The sequence below is a fragment of the Acinetobacter sp. AL9 genome, assembly GCF_041464035.1.
In the GTDB taxonomy this organism is placed as follows: Bacteria; Pseudomonadota; Gammaproteobacteria; order Pseudomonadales; family Moraxellaceae; genus Acinetobacter; species Acinetobacter towneri.
The window spans coordinates 24,468-39,645 of sequence record NZ_JAYFSK010000022.1 but is presented as its reverse complement, the minus strand read 5'-3'; the positions used below and the strand labels follow the sequence as shown (position 1 = coordinate 39,645).

At 35.5% G+C, this 15,178-nt stretch carries 14 protein-coding genes; 11 read left to right on the top strand and 3 right to left on the bottom strand.

Annotation, left to right across the window (positions count from 1 at the left end; genetic code table 11):
• A partial coding sequence (locus tag ACEO2X_RS07150) for a helix-turn-helix domain-containing protein (RefSeq protein WP_178319009.1) occupies positions 1 to 107 on the bottom strand: 107 nt, incomplete at its 3' end.
• Positions 108 to 200: 93 nt separating this feature from the next.
• Here ACEO2X_RS07150 and ACEO2X_RS07145 point away from each other — a divergent pair.
• The 6 genes from ACEO2X_RS07145 (at position 201) to ACEO2X_RS07120 (ending at position 6,438) form a co-directional block, all read left to right on the top strand.
• Positions 201 to 1,688, top strand: coding sequence for a hypothetical protein (locus ACEO2X_RS07145; RefSeq protein ID WP_371971434.1), 1,488 nt, complete (start codon positions 201 to 203; stop codon positions 1,686 to 1,688).
• Positions 1,685 to 5,083: a tyrosine-type recombinase/integrase gene (locus tag ACEO2X_RS07140; RefSeq protein WP_010111318.1), complete on the top strand. Its 3,399-nt coding sequence runs from the start codon at positions 1,685 to 1,687 to the stop codon at positions 5,081 to 5,083. Before ACEO2X_RS07145 ends, ACEO2X_RS07140 begins: the two co-directional genes overlap by 4 nt.
• Before the next feature lie 68 nt (positions 5,084 to 5,151).
• A complete protein-coding gene (locus ACEO2X_RS07135) occupies positions 5,152 to 5,442 on the top strand; it encodes a hypothetical protein (RefSeq protein ID WP_010111320.1) in 291 nt (96 codons plus the stop codon).
• 108 nt (positions 5,443 to 5,550) lie between these two features.
• Positions 5,551 to 5,844: a hypothetical protein gene (locus ACEO2X_RS07130; protein WP_010111322.1), complete on the top strand. Its 294-nt coding sequence runs from the start codon at positions 5,551 to 5,553 to the stop codon at positions 5,842 to 5,844.
• 10 nt (positions 5,845 to 5,854) lie between these two features.
• On the top strand, positions 5,855 to 6,034 hold the full coding sequence (locus ACEO2X_RS07125) for a hypothetical protein (RefSeq protein WP_029574381.1): 180 nt from the start codon (positions 5,855 to 5,857) through the stop codon (positions 6,032 to 6,034).
• Positions 6,035 to 6,162: 128 nt separating this feature from the next.
• Entirely contained in the window at positions 6,163 to 6,438 is a 276-nt protein-coding gene (locus ACEO2X_RS07120) for a hypothetical protein (RefSeq protein WP_010111324.1), read from the top strand.
• Positions 6,439 to 6,476: 38 nt separating this feature from the next.
• Here ACEO2X_RS07120 and ACEO2X_RS07115 read toward each other — a convergent pair whose 3' ends face one another.
• Both ACEO2X_RS07115 and ACEO2X_RS07110 read right to left on the bottom strand, forming a co-directional pair.
• Positions 6,477 to 6,659, bottom strand: a complete 183-nt coding sequence (locus ACEO2X_RS07115) for a hypothetical protein (protein ID WP_371971432.1) — start codon at positions 6,657 to 6,659, stop codon at positions 6,477 to 6,479.
• 99 nt (positions 6,660 to 6,758) lie between these two features.
• Positions 6,759 to 7,508 (bottom strand): metallophosphoesterase, encoded by a 750-nt coding sequence (locus tag ACEO2X_RS07110; protein ID WP_371971431.1) that lies wholly within the window; start codon positions 7,506 to 7,508, stop codon positions 6,759 to 6,761.
• A 592-nt stretch (positions 7,509 to 8,100) separates the two neighbouring features.
• On the opposite strand from ACEO2X_RS07110, the gene ACEO2X_RS07105 reads away from it, so the two are divergent.
• The 5 genes from ACEO2X_RS07105 (at position 8,101) to ACEO2X_RS07085 (ending at position 15,177) form a co-directional block, all read left to right on the top strand.
• Complete coding sequence (locus ACEO2X_RS07105; protein ID WP_371971430.1) at positions 8,101 to 9,735, top strand: HNH endonuclease; 1,635 nt, start codon at positions 8,101 to 8,103, stop codon at positions 9,733 to 9,735.
• A gap of 78 nt (positions 9,736 to 9,813) precedes the next feature.
• On the top strand, positions 9,814 to 10,395 hold the full coding sequence (locus tag ACEO2X_RS07100; protein ID WP_371971428.1) for a class I SAM-dependent methyltransferase: 582 nt from the start codon (positions 9,814 to 9,816) through the stop codon (positions 10,393 to 10,395).
• On the top strand, positions 10,365 to 10,991 hold the full coding sequence (locus tag ACEO2X_RS07095; RefSeq protein WP_371971426.1) for a GIY-YIG nuclease family protein: 627 nt from the start codon (positions 10,365 to 10,367) through the stop codon (positions 10,989 to 10,991). Before ACEO2X_RS07100 ends, ACEO2X_RS07095 begins: the two co-directional genes overlap by 31 nt.
• Before the next feature lie 39 nt (positions 10,992 to 11,030).
• Positions 11,031 to 12,056: an HNH endonuclease domain-containing protein gene (locus ACEO2X_RS07090; protein ID WP_371971425.1), complete on the top strand. Its 1,026-nt coding sequence runs from the start codon at positions 11,031 to 11,033 to the stop codon at positions 12,054 to 12,056.
• Between the two features lie 250 nt (positions 12,057 to 12,306).
• The gene (locus ACEO2X_RS07085; protein WP_371971424.1) at positions 12,307 to 15,177 is read left to right on the top strand and encodes a DEAD/DEAH box helicase; all 2,871 of its coding nucleotides are present in this window, start codon (positions 12,307 to 12,309) and stop codon (positions 15,175 to 15,177) included.
• Position 15,178: the final 1 nt, after the last annotated feature.

The following is a 15,178-nucleotide window of genomic DNA, read 5'->3' as shown; positions in this document are numbered from 1 at the left end:
CGTGAACGTCCTAACTCCCGAGCAAGGGTAGCGATTGAACTTTTACTTTTCAAAGTAGCATAAATTTCGTATCTTTCATCTTGAGAAAGTTGGGTGTATTTCTTCATTGTGTGCTTTCCAATTGCGGGTTGAAAAAGTCTAATGATTCTATGAATACACCTAACTTTTTCAACTAACTACAAATGTGTTGCACTTGAGATTTGAATCTGCGAGATATAAAAAAACGTGAATATGATTTTAGTCAAGATGAGAGTACACGCAGAGTATCCTCTTTTGTTGATCATCAAGTATTGCGTCGATACCTCGATCATGTACACGAACCGACTGTGAGTAATGTTTATTATATTGACCCACCTTTTTTGAAAGTTATTTATCAGGTCTTACATGACGAACTACAGAACAATAAAGACATAGAAAAATCTGCCATGGCTGCCTGTTTCTTAATGTCATTATGTACAGGAATGAGTGCTGTTGTCTTTCAATATATTGATTACTTTTTTGAAATTAAGAAATTAAAACATTCTTCTGGTCGTGATTATTATTTATGGACCGTCGATGCCGATGTTAATAAAAAGTTGGAGGGAGAAATTGCAAAAAAAGGAAATAGGCAGAATAAACATTCCAGTTGGACATTCCAAATTCCTGCAATGTGGATTGATCGAATCAAAAAAGCGCAACTAAGTGGCTATACAAACACCGATTTTAATCAGTATTTGAAAGAGTGTTTCTTTGGTTATTGTATTGGAAATCTATCTGTTACTCATATCGCCTCGCAGCTTTCATTTCATTTACATCGAATTTGTGAAGATGATTTACAAAAGAATTTTCTCATTGGTAAACAAGTTTCACATCAACCTGATCTGGCATACGGTGGTTTTTCTTATAAACAGTTAAATGATTCGTATGAGAAATACGTATGGCTTTGGTTTCAGAATAAACATGAGAGTCATGTGCTAGATCGTCCTCAATTCATTCAAGCTAAAAGTGATGAACGTGTAGGAAGTCAGCGAGCTTGGTCATTTAATCAGGCGAAAAAATTCTTAAATTCACTGAACAACCAGGTCATTGAGGTATTGAGGGATAAGAAATCAATTGAAGAACGATTTAATGCTTTCAGTGTCTGGATTTGGATTTGTTGTCTTTTATCCTCAGGAGCACGCCCAGCAATTGCTGCATCGAGTATCAAGGAGAACTATGACTTCATTACAGGCATAGTCTACATTCATGATAAAAATAGCCAATCACGACGTCATGGCCGCTTTTCACCACTGACTGAATTTTTTGCTAACGAATTAAAGCTTTATGAAAAATTCATTATAGACCTTATGGATTCAGGGATGTTAACTAAAAGTGAGGATAACTACTATCTTCATTATTGGAAGAAAAATGCAGGATTCATGAATATAAAAATAAGTCCTTTAACTCAGAAAGATGTGGCTTCTTACCTTGCACAGAACTTCCCTGAAATAGGGCCGTTATACCCCAATTGGATTCGACATTTTGTAAGAAATACCCTTGATTTGCCAGATGCAGTTTTCAAGTCATGGTATGCGCATGATCAACAAGGTGAAATTGGATTTTCTAAATCATCATCTTTACAGCCATATGCTTACAAAACTCAAATTCAGGATGCTTTAAGCAAGCTTTTTAAAGATCTTGAACTCATATCTGTGGGGATTTCTTTATGAATAATGAAAAATTAGAGAGATTTTCAAAATTAAAGCAAGAATTGGAATCTATGGCAAAGAGCATATTTGAAAGTATTTCAAATATGCTAGTTGAAGAGGTTGTGGAGCATAATTTAAAGCTTAAGCTTGACGATAAAATTAAAGAGAAGATATATAAGGCGAGAGCCAAAGTTAATAAATACTTCAAATCACTAAAATTGGATGCTGATGAGTTAAAAGCTGGATGGCAATATTGGTCAGATTTATGTGTTCAAAATAAACATGAGGTTGAATCAAAGATACAATGGTTGGCTGGTAATTATGATATACCACTGATTCAAACCAGCTCTTTCCCACCTAATATCAAAGATATTGAATCTACGCAAACTAAACTGCAGAGTGGAAGGGAATTACATGATTTTAAGCTAAAGCTGTATGATTTTTGGCAAAAGCAATTACCGCATTGGCTTAAGACAAGTAAATTCAATCCGTATGCGACATTCGAACAAAAACAATTTCTACTTCGTCAGTTCTTATTGGCTCTCATTTTTGACTGTGGATGTCGGACACGAGCTGATTTGCTCTCAATTTTAAAATCAGTGAGGGAAACATATTCGAATGATAGAGTTTCCCCATTTGAATTATCTGGTGGTCTTGTATCTGTATATGGTAAAGATATTTCAAAATTTGCTTGCTTATATAGTTATCCTCTAGAAAATTCGTCTTATGCAAATTTAATTTATGATGAAAAATCATACCAAGTTAAACAAATTTATCTGACCCCAATGAGTTTTTTGATGTTGATTCGACTTGTAAACGAGATTGAGTTAGAAACACAACCAGAAAAAAGACAAGTAGATCAAGAATTGGTGCAATTGATTGATTCTATAATCAATCTAAATAGGGAAATGTTAGATCAAAAAATCTTATCGGGCTTACAAGATGTAGATCACGAACATGCTGTTATTAAAATTTTTTCAAAGAATAGATATAAGCTTTTTGATCATTTAGATTACGTGCAATATTTTGGAACGAAAAATACATTAGATGGTTTTCTTATTGCTTTATCTAAGGGAGTTTTTAATTACTCGGCGCTTTCTTATTCATCCTTAAAAGCACTGGAAGGAATTGATAAACATCACAGTACTCAGACGTCTAAAAAAAAGAGCATCAATCAAGCTGTTGTAGATAATTTTTACTATACGGAATTGAAGAAGGCTAAGTTGGAGCAGATTCGAAATTTGAATACTGATTATCACTGTGCCGCAGATATTAAAAAGAGTTTAGTAAGAAACTTGGATGTTAATAACGTGAGTGTGAGTGAAGTTATAGCTGAATTTTCAAAGGATCTTAGCTTGCTTCAAAACAGTTATTCTTCCCAGCAATATAGCTCGTCAAAAGATATCGCTCTTGTTAGTGTTCAGATTGTGGTGATTACTTGGTATTTGGAGTGCCTGAAAGAAATAAAATCGATTGACTCTGGTAAAAATAAAAAAGGTATTAAGCTGAGTTCTTTAGATACCTATAAATCATCATTTATTGACGAACTGTTTCTATATGTTGTGAGTAATGATTTAGACCTTCAAGTCATAGATGAAGAAGAATTTGAAGAGATCTACAGTCATATTTTGGCTGTCAAATCCATTGGCGATCGTAGCAAGAAAAACAGAAAACATTCACAAAATGGGAGGGAGATTAAACATAATAGTTATGGGCATGCGGTAAGTAATCTAAAAAAATTTCACAATAGCTTAATACGTAATTTTGGTGCTCCTCGTGTTAATTATTTAGATCAACTGCAATCAACTGATTTGCAAGTGTGTAGAACGTCCTATGTTACTCCAGTAATGTTTAATCAATTTAAAAATTTAATAGCTATCCAAACTCAGTTGACCAAAGACCAGAAGAATATCCTTAAAGTCATTTGTACCCTTGCGTATAGAACGGGGCTAAGACTCAATGAAATTTTGGGATTAAAGTTAAGTGATTTAGCTATGATAAATTTTAAATATAAAACAATTGGTTATGATCCTCATTATTATTTTATCAATGAAAAACATGAAATTTGCAAAATTTTTATCCACAATAATTATACTCGTCAGATTAAAACCACTAATGCAAAACGGGGAATGTGCCTGGATCAATTACTGACTAAAGCTGAGTTAATGTCAGTTATTCATTTGATTAACAAAAAAATGAAGGTGCCTATTAATCAAAATACATTAGGTGCCAAAGATTGTTTGATTTTCTCTGAAGAGGGTGGGAGTATTTCACCTCGATCTGTGAGTCAATTGATTAAGAAGATATTTGATCAGTTATTGTTGAACCAAGCACACGACTATTCATTTCATAGCTTTAGGCACACTGCTGCGACCAATCTAGCTTTAGTTTTGAAAGGAACAGATTCACTGATCAAATCTTGGACTGATTATTCACCAGAGCAAGTTCGCAAAATTAAAACTTATCTACTTTCGAGCTTAGATAATACTGGTGTTCGTACTGATGTATGGAGGAAACTGGCTCATCTTATGGGGCATTCTTCTATTGAAATGACGGTAAATCATTATTTACATTTTGGACCATTATTGGTTGCTGATGCGCTATGTATAGAAGAGAGTAAAGTATCTGCAAAAATAGTCAGAGCTTTATTGCCGGTTAAATTATTTAGTAAACAGTTAAATACATCGCAAGTGACAGAAAAAATTACTCTAAAAAGTATTGTAGAAAAATTGAATTCAAGCTCGAGAATAATTCAAGAAATGATATTTCCAGATCGTTTTATTACTTATGTCGCAGAGCAAGAGGTGATCGAAGAAGATCAAGACATGATGGTAAGACGTCAGCTTATGGCAAGCTTCAATCATATTTTGAACGCTCTATCAGGTAGAGAGGAGGATACTTTAATCAGTACAATAGGGAGTAAAGTAGCTGTAAAACTCTATGCAAATCGTCACTTTCAACATGATGAAAACTGTAGTCCAAATAACACTTTGGACAAGCTCTTAAAGTATATTGATAAAAATCGAACAGGTAATTTACTAGTTGAAAATAATTATAAAATTTTCAATATATTAATGAGAAATCATTTCATCCTTGACTATTTTGAGCACCGTGTACATCTTATAGATGCACGTATGGAAGTGTATATTCAAAGCAAACAAGATCTTCAGGATTTTGGTAAATTCTGTCGCGAGTTAAAGGTCATTTATAAGCAAGTTTTTCATGAAAAAATAAAAATATCTAAACTTTCATGGAAGGAGATTGAAACTGAGTTGAAATTGGCTAAAAAGAAAAAAGAGATAAGTCTGAAAATTAGTAATAACAATTATAAAGATAATACCTGCCAGAAAATTTTGAGTGATTTATTTTTAGCAGTCGTCTATCGGAGATGGAAGATAAATCAAACTAAGACTTAATTGCAGCGTTAAATAATTTAACGATTATCGAAATTGGATGCCTAGTTAAAAAAATGGAGGAATGCTCAATGAAATGTTTCTATATAGATGCTGATCGTTGTATCCGAGAAGCCTCAAAAGGACATGTTGTACATCTAAAAGATAATTTATATCTTATCAGTACTGAAACAGCTTCACAGCAAAAACTTATACCTGAGAATATTTGTAGTACAGCGCCATTTTGGATTATTGGATATGCAGAACCTGAACCTATTCAAAATGCAGAAAAAATAAATTTTCTATTTTTTTGGAATAATTTTTTTGCTAAATTTTCTGATAATGCTCATGAGTATAAAGATTTTAACCTAAGAGATGAGTGACGGTTTTTGTGTTGACCTATAAGCTGTAAGTATTTATTGGTTTTTTTTGAATTAATCACAATAATTTCATCTAAATTTTGGTTGAAAAGTTAAGTTTAAGGACGTTTTGTGAGCAGAGGTATCAAGAAGCAACTCAGTTTCTTTTTAATCGTAATTTGCGGCGTTGGTATCTATAACTATATAGCTACTCGTCAAAAGCAAAATAATGAAGTGAATGTTGATGTCCAGCAACGTGAGCGGGACTTTATGGAAAAAAGAGCTGAATATATACATAAACATGGCGATACAAGTACCGCAGATCAAGAAATACAAAAAGAACTGGCTTTAAGACGAGGGCATTCTTTAATTGATAGTTCGTCTTCGATTAAGAATGCTCAAGACACTAAGCAATCGGTAGAGTGAGGTATATATTATGTTAGATCATTTTTTTTCTAATGATAGTGCAAAAATAGCCACTGAATCCTCAAAAAAAGATCAGCAAGATGAAATAAGAAGGGATGAACATATTATGAAGATACTAAAAGCAGCAAATAAACTTCCCATGAAGAAAGTGAGAACTGAGAAAGATATCAATGAGTTTTTTGAGGATTGATTTTTTAAAACATTGCGTGAATTTTATTTGATCGCCGTGATTTTAAGGCGAGATTGCTGGATAGTTAGATCATTACCCAATTTTAATTTATTAATCTTAGTTTCAGATAAAAATCAAGGAGACAATTAATGTCGAGAAAAGTAATAATGACTACAAATGAAAGGCGTCTTCAAGCTCTAAATCAAATGCGTGCTAGTTACAGAGGTGAGCAACTTTTAAGGCAAGATAGAATTAAACTCATTCAACATGGTGCAGTTGTTCAATCGCACGAAATTTCTATCAATGACAGTGATCATACTCAGTGTGATGATTTAGCAATAGAAATTGATGAATGTGACATGTTAAAACAAACTGCTGAGACTATGTATGCAGCTACAGGTGATACAATTTGGTTAAGTTTTTAATACCTTAAAGCTTATGATGTTATCTTAATGAGAGAAACTTAGAACTTCTTGAGTAAGTCCTCAATTGAGACTTCTTGTTCTACATAGAAAATACCATTTTGATCTGCTTTCATTTTTTTAATGGAAATACCTTGGAGTTTATTGATCTCGAGTAGATCTTTAAGTATTTGATCTGCAAATTTATTCCTTCTATTATCTTCTGAATCTAAATGAATTGACATGAATTTCTCCTGGTTCATGGCGTAGAATCTAAATCATCAGTCCTCCAGGAAATTTGACATTAGAGTTGGATTGAATTGGTTTAATACGAGTATGACAATTTAAACTTCGATGATCAAATTTTCTCTAAACCCATTTTTTCCTTGCTCCTGAGGATACCCTAAAGGGTTGATCACTAATCTGCATCCATCGACTACAGTATCAATTGATGTATGCGTATGTCCTGAAATCCATAACTTAAAGCCTTTGACATCTAAATCATTAATAAAATAGGGGTTAAGAGCTGATGCAACAGGGTGCTTACCCCAATAAGGATCAAGACAAGCTAAATGCGGTGGAAAATGCGTAATAACGATCACATGATCTTGGCCTCTAAACTGCATAATATTTTGATGATATCGTTGAAATAGTGCAATGTAGTCATCAGCTGTTATAGTTCGATTATCGCTACTTATCATGATTTGATCAAAATCATAAATAGATTGTTCAGCATCTTCTTTAAAATTTTGCAGTTCGTTAGTGGTTGTACGAGCTGAGTTGGAACGAAAGTTCGTAAACAATGTACCGCCAACAAATATTTTATCCTGTATCTTGATATGGTTGTCATTAAGCAGAGCATTTTGAGGATAATTTTCTCTTAAAAAGTCTACGACTAAATTGTAGTTTGAGCAGTAATAATCATGATTACCTAAAACAAAAATAAAGTTCTTATTCAGGTTTTTACATGTTTCTGCAAACTCAATAGCACCACTCAGGCGATTCGAAAAATCCCCAGCGTGAATAATCACGTCAGCTTCATCTAGTATAGCGTATTGAGAATTGTGGGTGTCTGATAAGATTTGCAGTTTCAATCTACCTCCTTTATTAAATCACGCTGCTCAAATGTATAGAGTTTTATTCTAATCGGTTTACATCAACGAAATGTTGCATAAATTAAAAGATACTCATCTGTATTCATAACCCTTAAAGAATATAGTTAATTTTTTGAATCAATTGATCAAATATTAATCATAAAATTTGACCAATTGAATTTATGCACATAAGATAAAGATGTTACAGCAAAATCTGTGACCAGGCGTGGAAACCTGAATTTACTACAGAAGCAGTAAACCGCTTTGGCGGTTTTTTGCGTTAACTATGTTTAGCCTATCGTAATGGTAGGCCAAGCAGGGCAGTCTATGACTGGCCGTCTTCTGTAGTACGGTATTTCCACCCCTGTTTGGCTTGCCTCCATCTCGTGGAAAAGATGGAAGATTGTTTGTAATTACTACAGGAACTAAACATGAACACTTTCTATAATATCCCTTATTTTCTCCAAGCCATTTCTTCTGTTCTGAAAGAATAAAATTTTCGAAATAAATTTTAGTCATATCTAATTAATTTTACTTTTATATATTTCGTAATCTCACGAGATCTAGAGAAGTATTGCCTAGAGAAAATAAAATGGCCCGTACTAAGCTTTTAACCAATATTATTCAAAGAAAAATGATGCTGCTTGACGAAATGTCGCACTCAAATCTGCACCATAATTTTGAAATATCACTTTATGATTTCGCCCAGCACGAGATCCTAGAAAAATTGTATAAGGCAGACAATCAACGTTCCACAGAATGTTGGAGCCCTGATGAAATTGAGGAGTTTATTCTAGATTGTTTGAATGATCGTAATGTCAATTTATGCATTCGCTATTGGAGGGATGTTGCTGGCAATATTTATATCATCGACGGTGGGCATAGGATTTCAATTATTTATGCTTGGATCAAAAGATTCTTTATTGATGAGCAGGTAATAGGAGCTCCGAAATTCACGCCGTCACAAAAGCGAGATATTCGTCAGATTCGTCATCGATTAGGTGGATTAGCTGATTTTCAAGAGTTATGTAGTGATTCTGAGTTTCAGCAAAAATTAAAATCAACCAAAATTAATTTTATTGAAGTAATTGGGACACCTGAGGAGGCTCGGAAAGCCTTTTGTTCGATTAACTCAGATACGAAACGGTTAGATCCAGATGAGGAGTATCATTTACAGAATAGGGGGAGTGATGCTTTTTATGTGATTTATGCGTGTTGTTACATAAACGATAATAAATCCAACTTAGCTGAACTGAATTACGAGCGGATAAATGAAGTAATCGCTTTAGGTGAGCAAATTCACGATCATCTTTTTAAGATGATACTTTTAGAGCCAGATTTAGCACACGGTAAAAAAATAGGCCTAGTCAATGAACTCCTAAATATGATGTTTGGTGATGCTTGTCAGAATACTATCAGTATAGACCAAGGTCAGCGTGTAGAAAATTTAATACTAAAGCTCAGAGTTGTGCTGTGTCGTATCGCTACACCAGAAATTAGCATTGGCATTCCAAGTTTAGGTTTACACCCGAAACTATATTTTTATAAAGATAATCGATTTCAAGTTACATCCTTTTTGGCCTGGTTCTCTATCGTCTTTGAAATTGAAGAAGGCAGTTTTGAAATACAGAATAAGAAGTTAGATTTTATTGGTTTTACCCGAGCACGCCGTAGTGTTGAAAGTTTAATTGAAAAAATTCCTGTGGCGATCAAAGAAACTGTAGGTAAGTTTGGTAGCGGAATCAGATCACATGAGCGATTGAAGAACGTGTATCAAGCCTTTATCTGTATTGGACTAAATATGGATTTAGATTTTGAAGATGAAGTTTGTTTGAACACCGTCATTCTTTCGATGAGTCAATCATTTGATTATATTAATTTTAACGATTTTTACCTTGAACGTTTTGGTGGCGATTATGATGAGAGCATTGTTGATAATGTTGTGAGCTTTGTGAAATCAGTAAGACCATCAAAGAAGAAAAAACCTCTAAATTTTTCACTCGCTACCAAAAGAAATGTGTATCAACGTGAGGAAAAGAAAACATGGAGCTATTGCGAAGTATGTGATAGTGCTCTATACGTTAAATCGACTGAAGTAGATCATCGAGAATCAAAAGCAGCAGGTGGTTACGGCGTTTTAGAAAATGGAGCAATTATTCATCCTATATGTAATCGTTTCAAGTCAGATCGTACTTTGGAAGAAGTAAGAGCAGATTTATTTGACTAAAAAGATAAGGGAGCAAATGCTCCCTTATCTTTTTGTTTTTTAGTAGACTGGGGTCAGTGTTTAGCCTAAGCCTCAATTATGAAAACAATAGATTATTACAACCAATATGCGGATGAGTTTGCACAAGCAACGTTAAACGTAGATATGGAAAGCCTATACCAACCATTTTTAGCTGAGTTGCCAGATTCTGCACGCATCCTGGATTTAGGCTGTGGCTCAGGGCGTGATACTTTGGCTTTTAAAAATAAAGGCTATCAGGTAGAAGCGATTGACTATTCAGAAGAATTGGTCAAAAAGGCAACAGCACTGTCGGGTGTTAAAGTGAAATTCCAAAGCTTCTATGATTTAAGTGGGGTTGCTATCTATGATGGAATTTGGGCATGTGCATCTTTGTTACATTGTGAGCGCAGTCGATTAGTTGAGGTTATTGGAAAATTAATCTTTGTGTTGAAGCCAGGCGGTGTGCTGTATATGTCATTTAAGTATGGCAATAGTGATCGAGAAAAAGAGGGACGTCAATTTACGGATTTAGATGAGGCTCAAGCAAATGATTTACTTGAGCAGTTTGATAATGTTCAACAGATACAGCAATGGATCACGGTAGATCAGCGACCTGATAGACAAGAAAAATGGCTCAATCTGATTTGGAAAAAACAATGATACATTCCTGCTCATTGCTTAAGATTTTTTATTCACGATTTGATTTACAAGAAAGCCCCAAACTGATTCCTACTGAGAATGGCATCTATTTTTGGTGGATTAAAAACTTGCCTGAGATTGTTCCGCTAGAGGACTGTATTCAGTTTAAGGAATACTATCTTGTTTATTCAGGTATTTCCCCAGATAAAAAAGGGAAACCAAATAGTAAATCGACTTTAAGAACTCGGCTCAGAACACATTATTTTGGCAATGCTGAAGGATCTACATTAAGACGAACACTAGGTATTTTACTCGCCCAGCAAAGTGGTTTTCCTTTACGTCGAGTTGGTTCGGGTAAACGAATGACATTTACTCACTTGGGTGAACAATGGTTAGATCATTGGATGGAGGAGAATACGCGTATTTCATGGATATTAGATCCTGAACCATGGGTGCTTGAAGAAAATATGTTTAAATCAGTTTCATTACCATTGAATTTAAAAGGGAATGAGCATGTTTTTAAAAATACATTGTCCATTTTGAGAAAAGAAGCAATTCATCAAGCAAGAATGTTAGAAATTGTGAATGAATTAGGTCTTAAAAGGACAAAAAAATAGCATTGTTTAGGGATTTAATCCTTAATTTGGGGGAAATATATGTCCGAATTCTATGAAATAGAGCCATCATTAGAAAATTATTGGCGTGCGGTGATTCTATTCGGACGTAATGTTGCCTCTTATAAATTTGCCTTAGCCAAATCACTTTATGACCTAAAAGCTGAAGGTAATACCATTATTACGCTTGATCAATTAGCAAAGCCTTTTAGCCAGCATATTTGCGAGCACCTCAAATTAGTGGATAAACAGGCGACTTCAAGCTCTAGTAAATTCTTGGATTTTTGTCGTTCTTATAATGCAGGTGAAATTGATCAGCAAACCTTGATTACAAAAACCGTGCAATATGGCTTCGTCAATGTGATTGATGCCTTTCATAACGTACATGGTCAAGAATTGCCTAAACGATTCTTCATGGATGCCCGTAAAACTCAAGATGGCATCATTCTGACGGATGAAGTATTCCAATTATTTGACAGACAGAACGCCGTGGATTTAGTAGATGAAACTGAAGCGAGATGGAGATTGGTTGAAACAGCTTGGGATATGAACTTACCCAAGCATTTGGTACAAATTGAGCATGATGATCAGGGAATTTTGGTTGCGGACAATAAAATCAGACGTGTGAATGTCACTTCAGCGAAGTCAGCTTTAAATGGCTATCAAAAGAGTCGTTGTTTCTATTGTTTTGCACCGATCACCATCGAACAGTTATTTGAGCATTCTGCGGATGTAGATCATTTCTTTCCACATAAATTACGTGAATGTGATATTCAAAAACCAATCAACGGCGTAGCGAATCTAGTATTGGCGTGTCCGAATTGTAATCGAGGACAGCAGGGAAAGTTTGATCGATTACCATCAATAAAGTTATTAGAGCGCTTGCATAAGCGTAATGAATACTTAATTACCAGTCATCATCCGCTTCGTGAAACGTTGATTGCTCAGACAGGATTTACTGAGTCTGCACGTCGTAGTTTTCTGCAGGATGCGTATAACTGTGCCACGTTGACGATGGGAAGTGGAAAGAAGTGGGAGCCAACTAGACAAGGATTACAGTTGTTATAACTTAGAGGGGTGCTTATCTAAGAAAAAAAACTATTTGTAGGGTTTTTGATCAATCGTGATTATAGTTTTTTTGACAATTTGTTTAATATAAGCCTATATTTTTTAAAATCTTATTTAACATACTTTGAGCTATAATGGTAGCCTGAGTAATGTGATTCATACAAAGTGAGGGCTTTGTATAGAGGCATTTATGGCAAAGTTATAAATGGAATAAAGATTAAAACCATTATTGAATGATTGAGATAAGAACATGACGGGGAAATTTGCGCCTGGAGCTCGTGTAGAGATTCGTGACGAAGAGTGGGTAATCCGACGCGTGGACCCGACCATGAATCATGGTGATCAACTTACATGTGAAGGAATATCAGAGCTCGTCCGTGGTAAAGAAGCCATTTTCCTGACTAAGTTCGAAGACAAAATTCAAATTTTAGATCCTAAGCTCACCAAATTGGTTCAGGATAAAAGTCCGCAGTTTTCTCAAAGCTTGTTGTTTATTGAGAGCCAACTACGACAATCCACGCCGAATGATTTAAAAATCCATATTGCTAAAGAAGCAGCAATGGATGTAGTTGAATATCAGTTGGTTCCAACGTATCAAGCACTCAAACAGCCACGTCAGCGTATCCTAATTGCAGATGCAGTCGGCTTAGGTAAAACACTTGAAGCAGGTATTTTGGTTACGGAGTTAATTCAACGTGGCCGTAGCAAACGAATTCTGGTTCTGACACTAAAAAGTATGATGACGCAATTCCAGAAAGAATTTTGGAATCGATTTTCAATCCCTCTTATTCGTTTAGATTCAAATGGTTTACAACGTGTTCGCGGTCGTATCCCTACCAATCACAATCCATTTTATTATTACGATAAGTCGATTATTTCAATTGATACTCTGAAGCAAGATAATGAGTTTAAGTCCTATTTAGATAAGGCATATTGGGACATCATCGTGATTGATGAAGTACATAATGTTGCTGATCGTGGAACAAGTTCTCAGCGTACAGAACTGGCGCAATTATTATCACGTAAGTCTGATACGTTAATCATGCTTTCAGCCACACCACATGATGGTAAAGCAAAAAGTTTTGCAAGCTTAATGAATATGCTTGATCCAACAGCGATTTCTGATCCGAATAACTATGTCAAAGCTGATTTTGCGGATAAAGGTCTTGTTGTACGTCGTTTTAAGCATGACATCAAAGATCAAGTAAAATCCGAATTTAAAGATCGAAAAGTCTTTTCTCTAAAGCATCAGGCTTCTGCTCAAGAAGAGCTGGCATATGATGCCTTACTGAAAGTTCCATTTACCGTTAAAGGCCAGTACAACAGTGAGAAGCCAGGGCAATTGGTCCGTATAGGTCTACAAAAAGCACTGTTTTCTTCGCCGGCTGCTTGTTTGAAATCGGTCGAGCAGCGCATCAAAACATTGAAAGCGAAGGATGAATTGATCACTGCTGCAGTTGAGCAAGAGCTTGATCATCTTCAATCATTGAAAGATTGTTTAGAACAAATTGATGTATCTGCTTTTACTAAATACACCAAGCTCATAGTGTTATTTAAAAGCGCTGATTTCGATTGGGATAAGCGAAACCCGGAAGATCGTATTGTTATCTTCTCTGAGCGTATAGAAACACTCAACTTTTTAGAAAATGCTTTAACTCGTGACTTAGGTCTAAAAGCTGACCAAATTGAAAAGTTACACGGGAAAATGGATGATATTGCTCAGCAGGCTATTGTTGAAAAATTCAGTAAACGTGAAGAAAAAGTCCGAGTATTACTGTGTTCTGATGTAGCAAGTGAGGGCATTAACTTACATCACTTGTCTCATCGTTTGGTGCATTTTGATTTGCCATGGTCATTGATGGTCTTCCAACAACGTAATGGTCGTGTAGACCGCTATGGTCAAACTCAAGAGCCTGAGATTTACTACCTGATCACGGAAAGTGCGAATGAAACCATCCGTGGTGATGTGCGTATTTTGGAAATCTTGCAAGAAAAAGATGATCAAGCCTATAAAAACATTGGAGATCCAGCAACTTTCCTGGGTGTTTACGATGTTGTAAAAGAAGAAGAGTTAATTGCGAATGCTATGCTGACCATGCAGGCAGAAGACTTTGATGCTCAATATACGACGCAAACTGAGCCGAATGAAGGCGATGATATTTTAGCTGATTTCTTTAGTGCATTTGATGACGATGTTGTTGAAGAAATACAGCCACAAACACCTCAGCAAAATTTCAAACTTTTTGAATGTGAATATGAATTTGCTAAACGAGCATTGTCTTATCTAAATAAAGATCAAAGACGTATCGCCGTTGAGTTCGATGATGCGATTAAGCAAATCAAGTTAACGGCTCCGGAGGATTTAAAGCAAAAATTTAAAGCGTATCCACCTGAAATTTATCCTAAGAATGGAAATTTTATCTTAACTGAAGATAAAAACACCTATATGGAGGTGGTGAAAGCCTCAAGGAATGAAGAGGACTCTTGGCCTAAAGAGCACTATTTGTGGAAACGCCATCCGGTAGCGGAATGGTTACAAGAGCGTATGTTGGGCAATACTGGCCGTAATGAGGCGCTGGTGATCGGTCTTAATACCCAACTGGAGAAAGATGAAGCGATCTATTTGGTCTCTGCACTGATCCCAAACCGTAAAGCACACCCAGTCATTTGGGAGTGGTATGCCGTTCATACCAAGGGCAACCACATTTCCAAAATTGAGTCCTTGCAAGAGATGCTCAATGTCTATGGACCACTCCTTAAAAAAGCCCCAAATACGGGTGCACCAGTCAATTTAGACCATTTACAAAACTTACGCTCCGTCGTAGTGGATGGTGTGATTGAAGAAGTCTTAAAGAAAAAAGTCAGTTTTGATGAAGTGATGCAGCCCAAACTTGCTGAACAACTTGAAAAGTTAAGCGGATTAAAGGGTAAGCAAGAGCAGCAGTTGCAGTTTGATTTCAATCAAGGGCTGGAGTCAGTTGCTCAATCCAAGAAAGAAGCGAAGCAGCGTTATATCGATCAAGTGTTTAAGGAATATGAAGTCTGGATTAAAGACACTTGGCAGACAGAAAGCTCACCATATATTCAATTAATTGCCGTTATTGCAGCAACTCAAAACTAAG

Coding starts and splice junctions, on each gene's coding strand:
- ACEO2X_RS07140 (WP_010111318.1), top strand. CDS start 1,685: ATGAATAATGAAAAATTAGAGAGATTTTCAAAATTAAAGCAAGAATTG.
- ACEO2X_RS07120 (WP_010111324.1), top strand. CDS start 6,163: ATGTCGAGAAAAGTAATAATGACTACAAATGAAAGGCGTCTTCAAGCT.
- ACEO2X_RS07125 (WP_029574381.1), top strand. CDS start 5,855: ATGTTAGATCATTTTTTTTCTAATGATAGTGCAAAAATAGCCACTGAA.
- ACEO2X_RS07085 (WP_371971424.1), top strand. CDS start 12,307: ATGACGGGGAAATTTGCGCCTGGAGCTCGTGTAGAGATTCGTGACGAA.
- ACEO2X_RS07135 (WP_010111320.1), top strand. CDS start 5,152: ATGAAATGTTTCTATATAGATGCTGATCGTTGTATCCGAGAAGCCTCA.
- ACEO2X_RS07115 (WP_371971432.1), bottom strand. CDS start 6,659: ATGTCAATTCATTTAGATTCAGAAGATAATAGAAGGAATAAATTTGCA.
- ACEO2X_RS07100 (WP_371971428.1), top strand. CDS start 9,814: ATGAAAACAATAGATTATTACAACCAATATGCGGATGAGTTTGCACAA.
- ACEO2X_RS07095 (WP_371971426.1), top strand. CDS start 10,365: ATGGCTCAATCTGATTTGGAAAAAACAATGATACATTCCTGCTCATTG.
- ACEO2X_RS07105 (WP_371971430.1), top strand. CDS start 8,101: ATGGCCCGTACTAAGCTTTTAACCAATATTATTCAAAGAAAAATGATG.
- ACEO2X_RS07090 (WP_371971425.1), top strand. CDS start 11,031: ATGTCCGAATTCTATGAAATAGAGCCATCATTAGAAAATTATTGGCGT.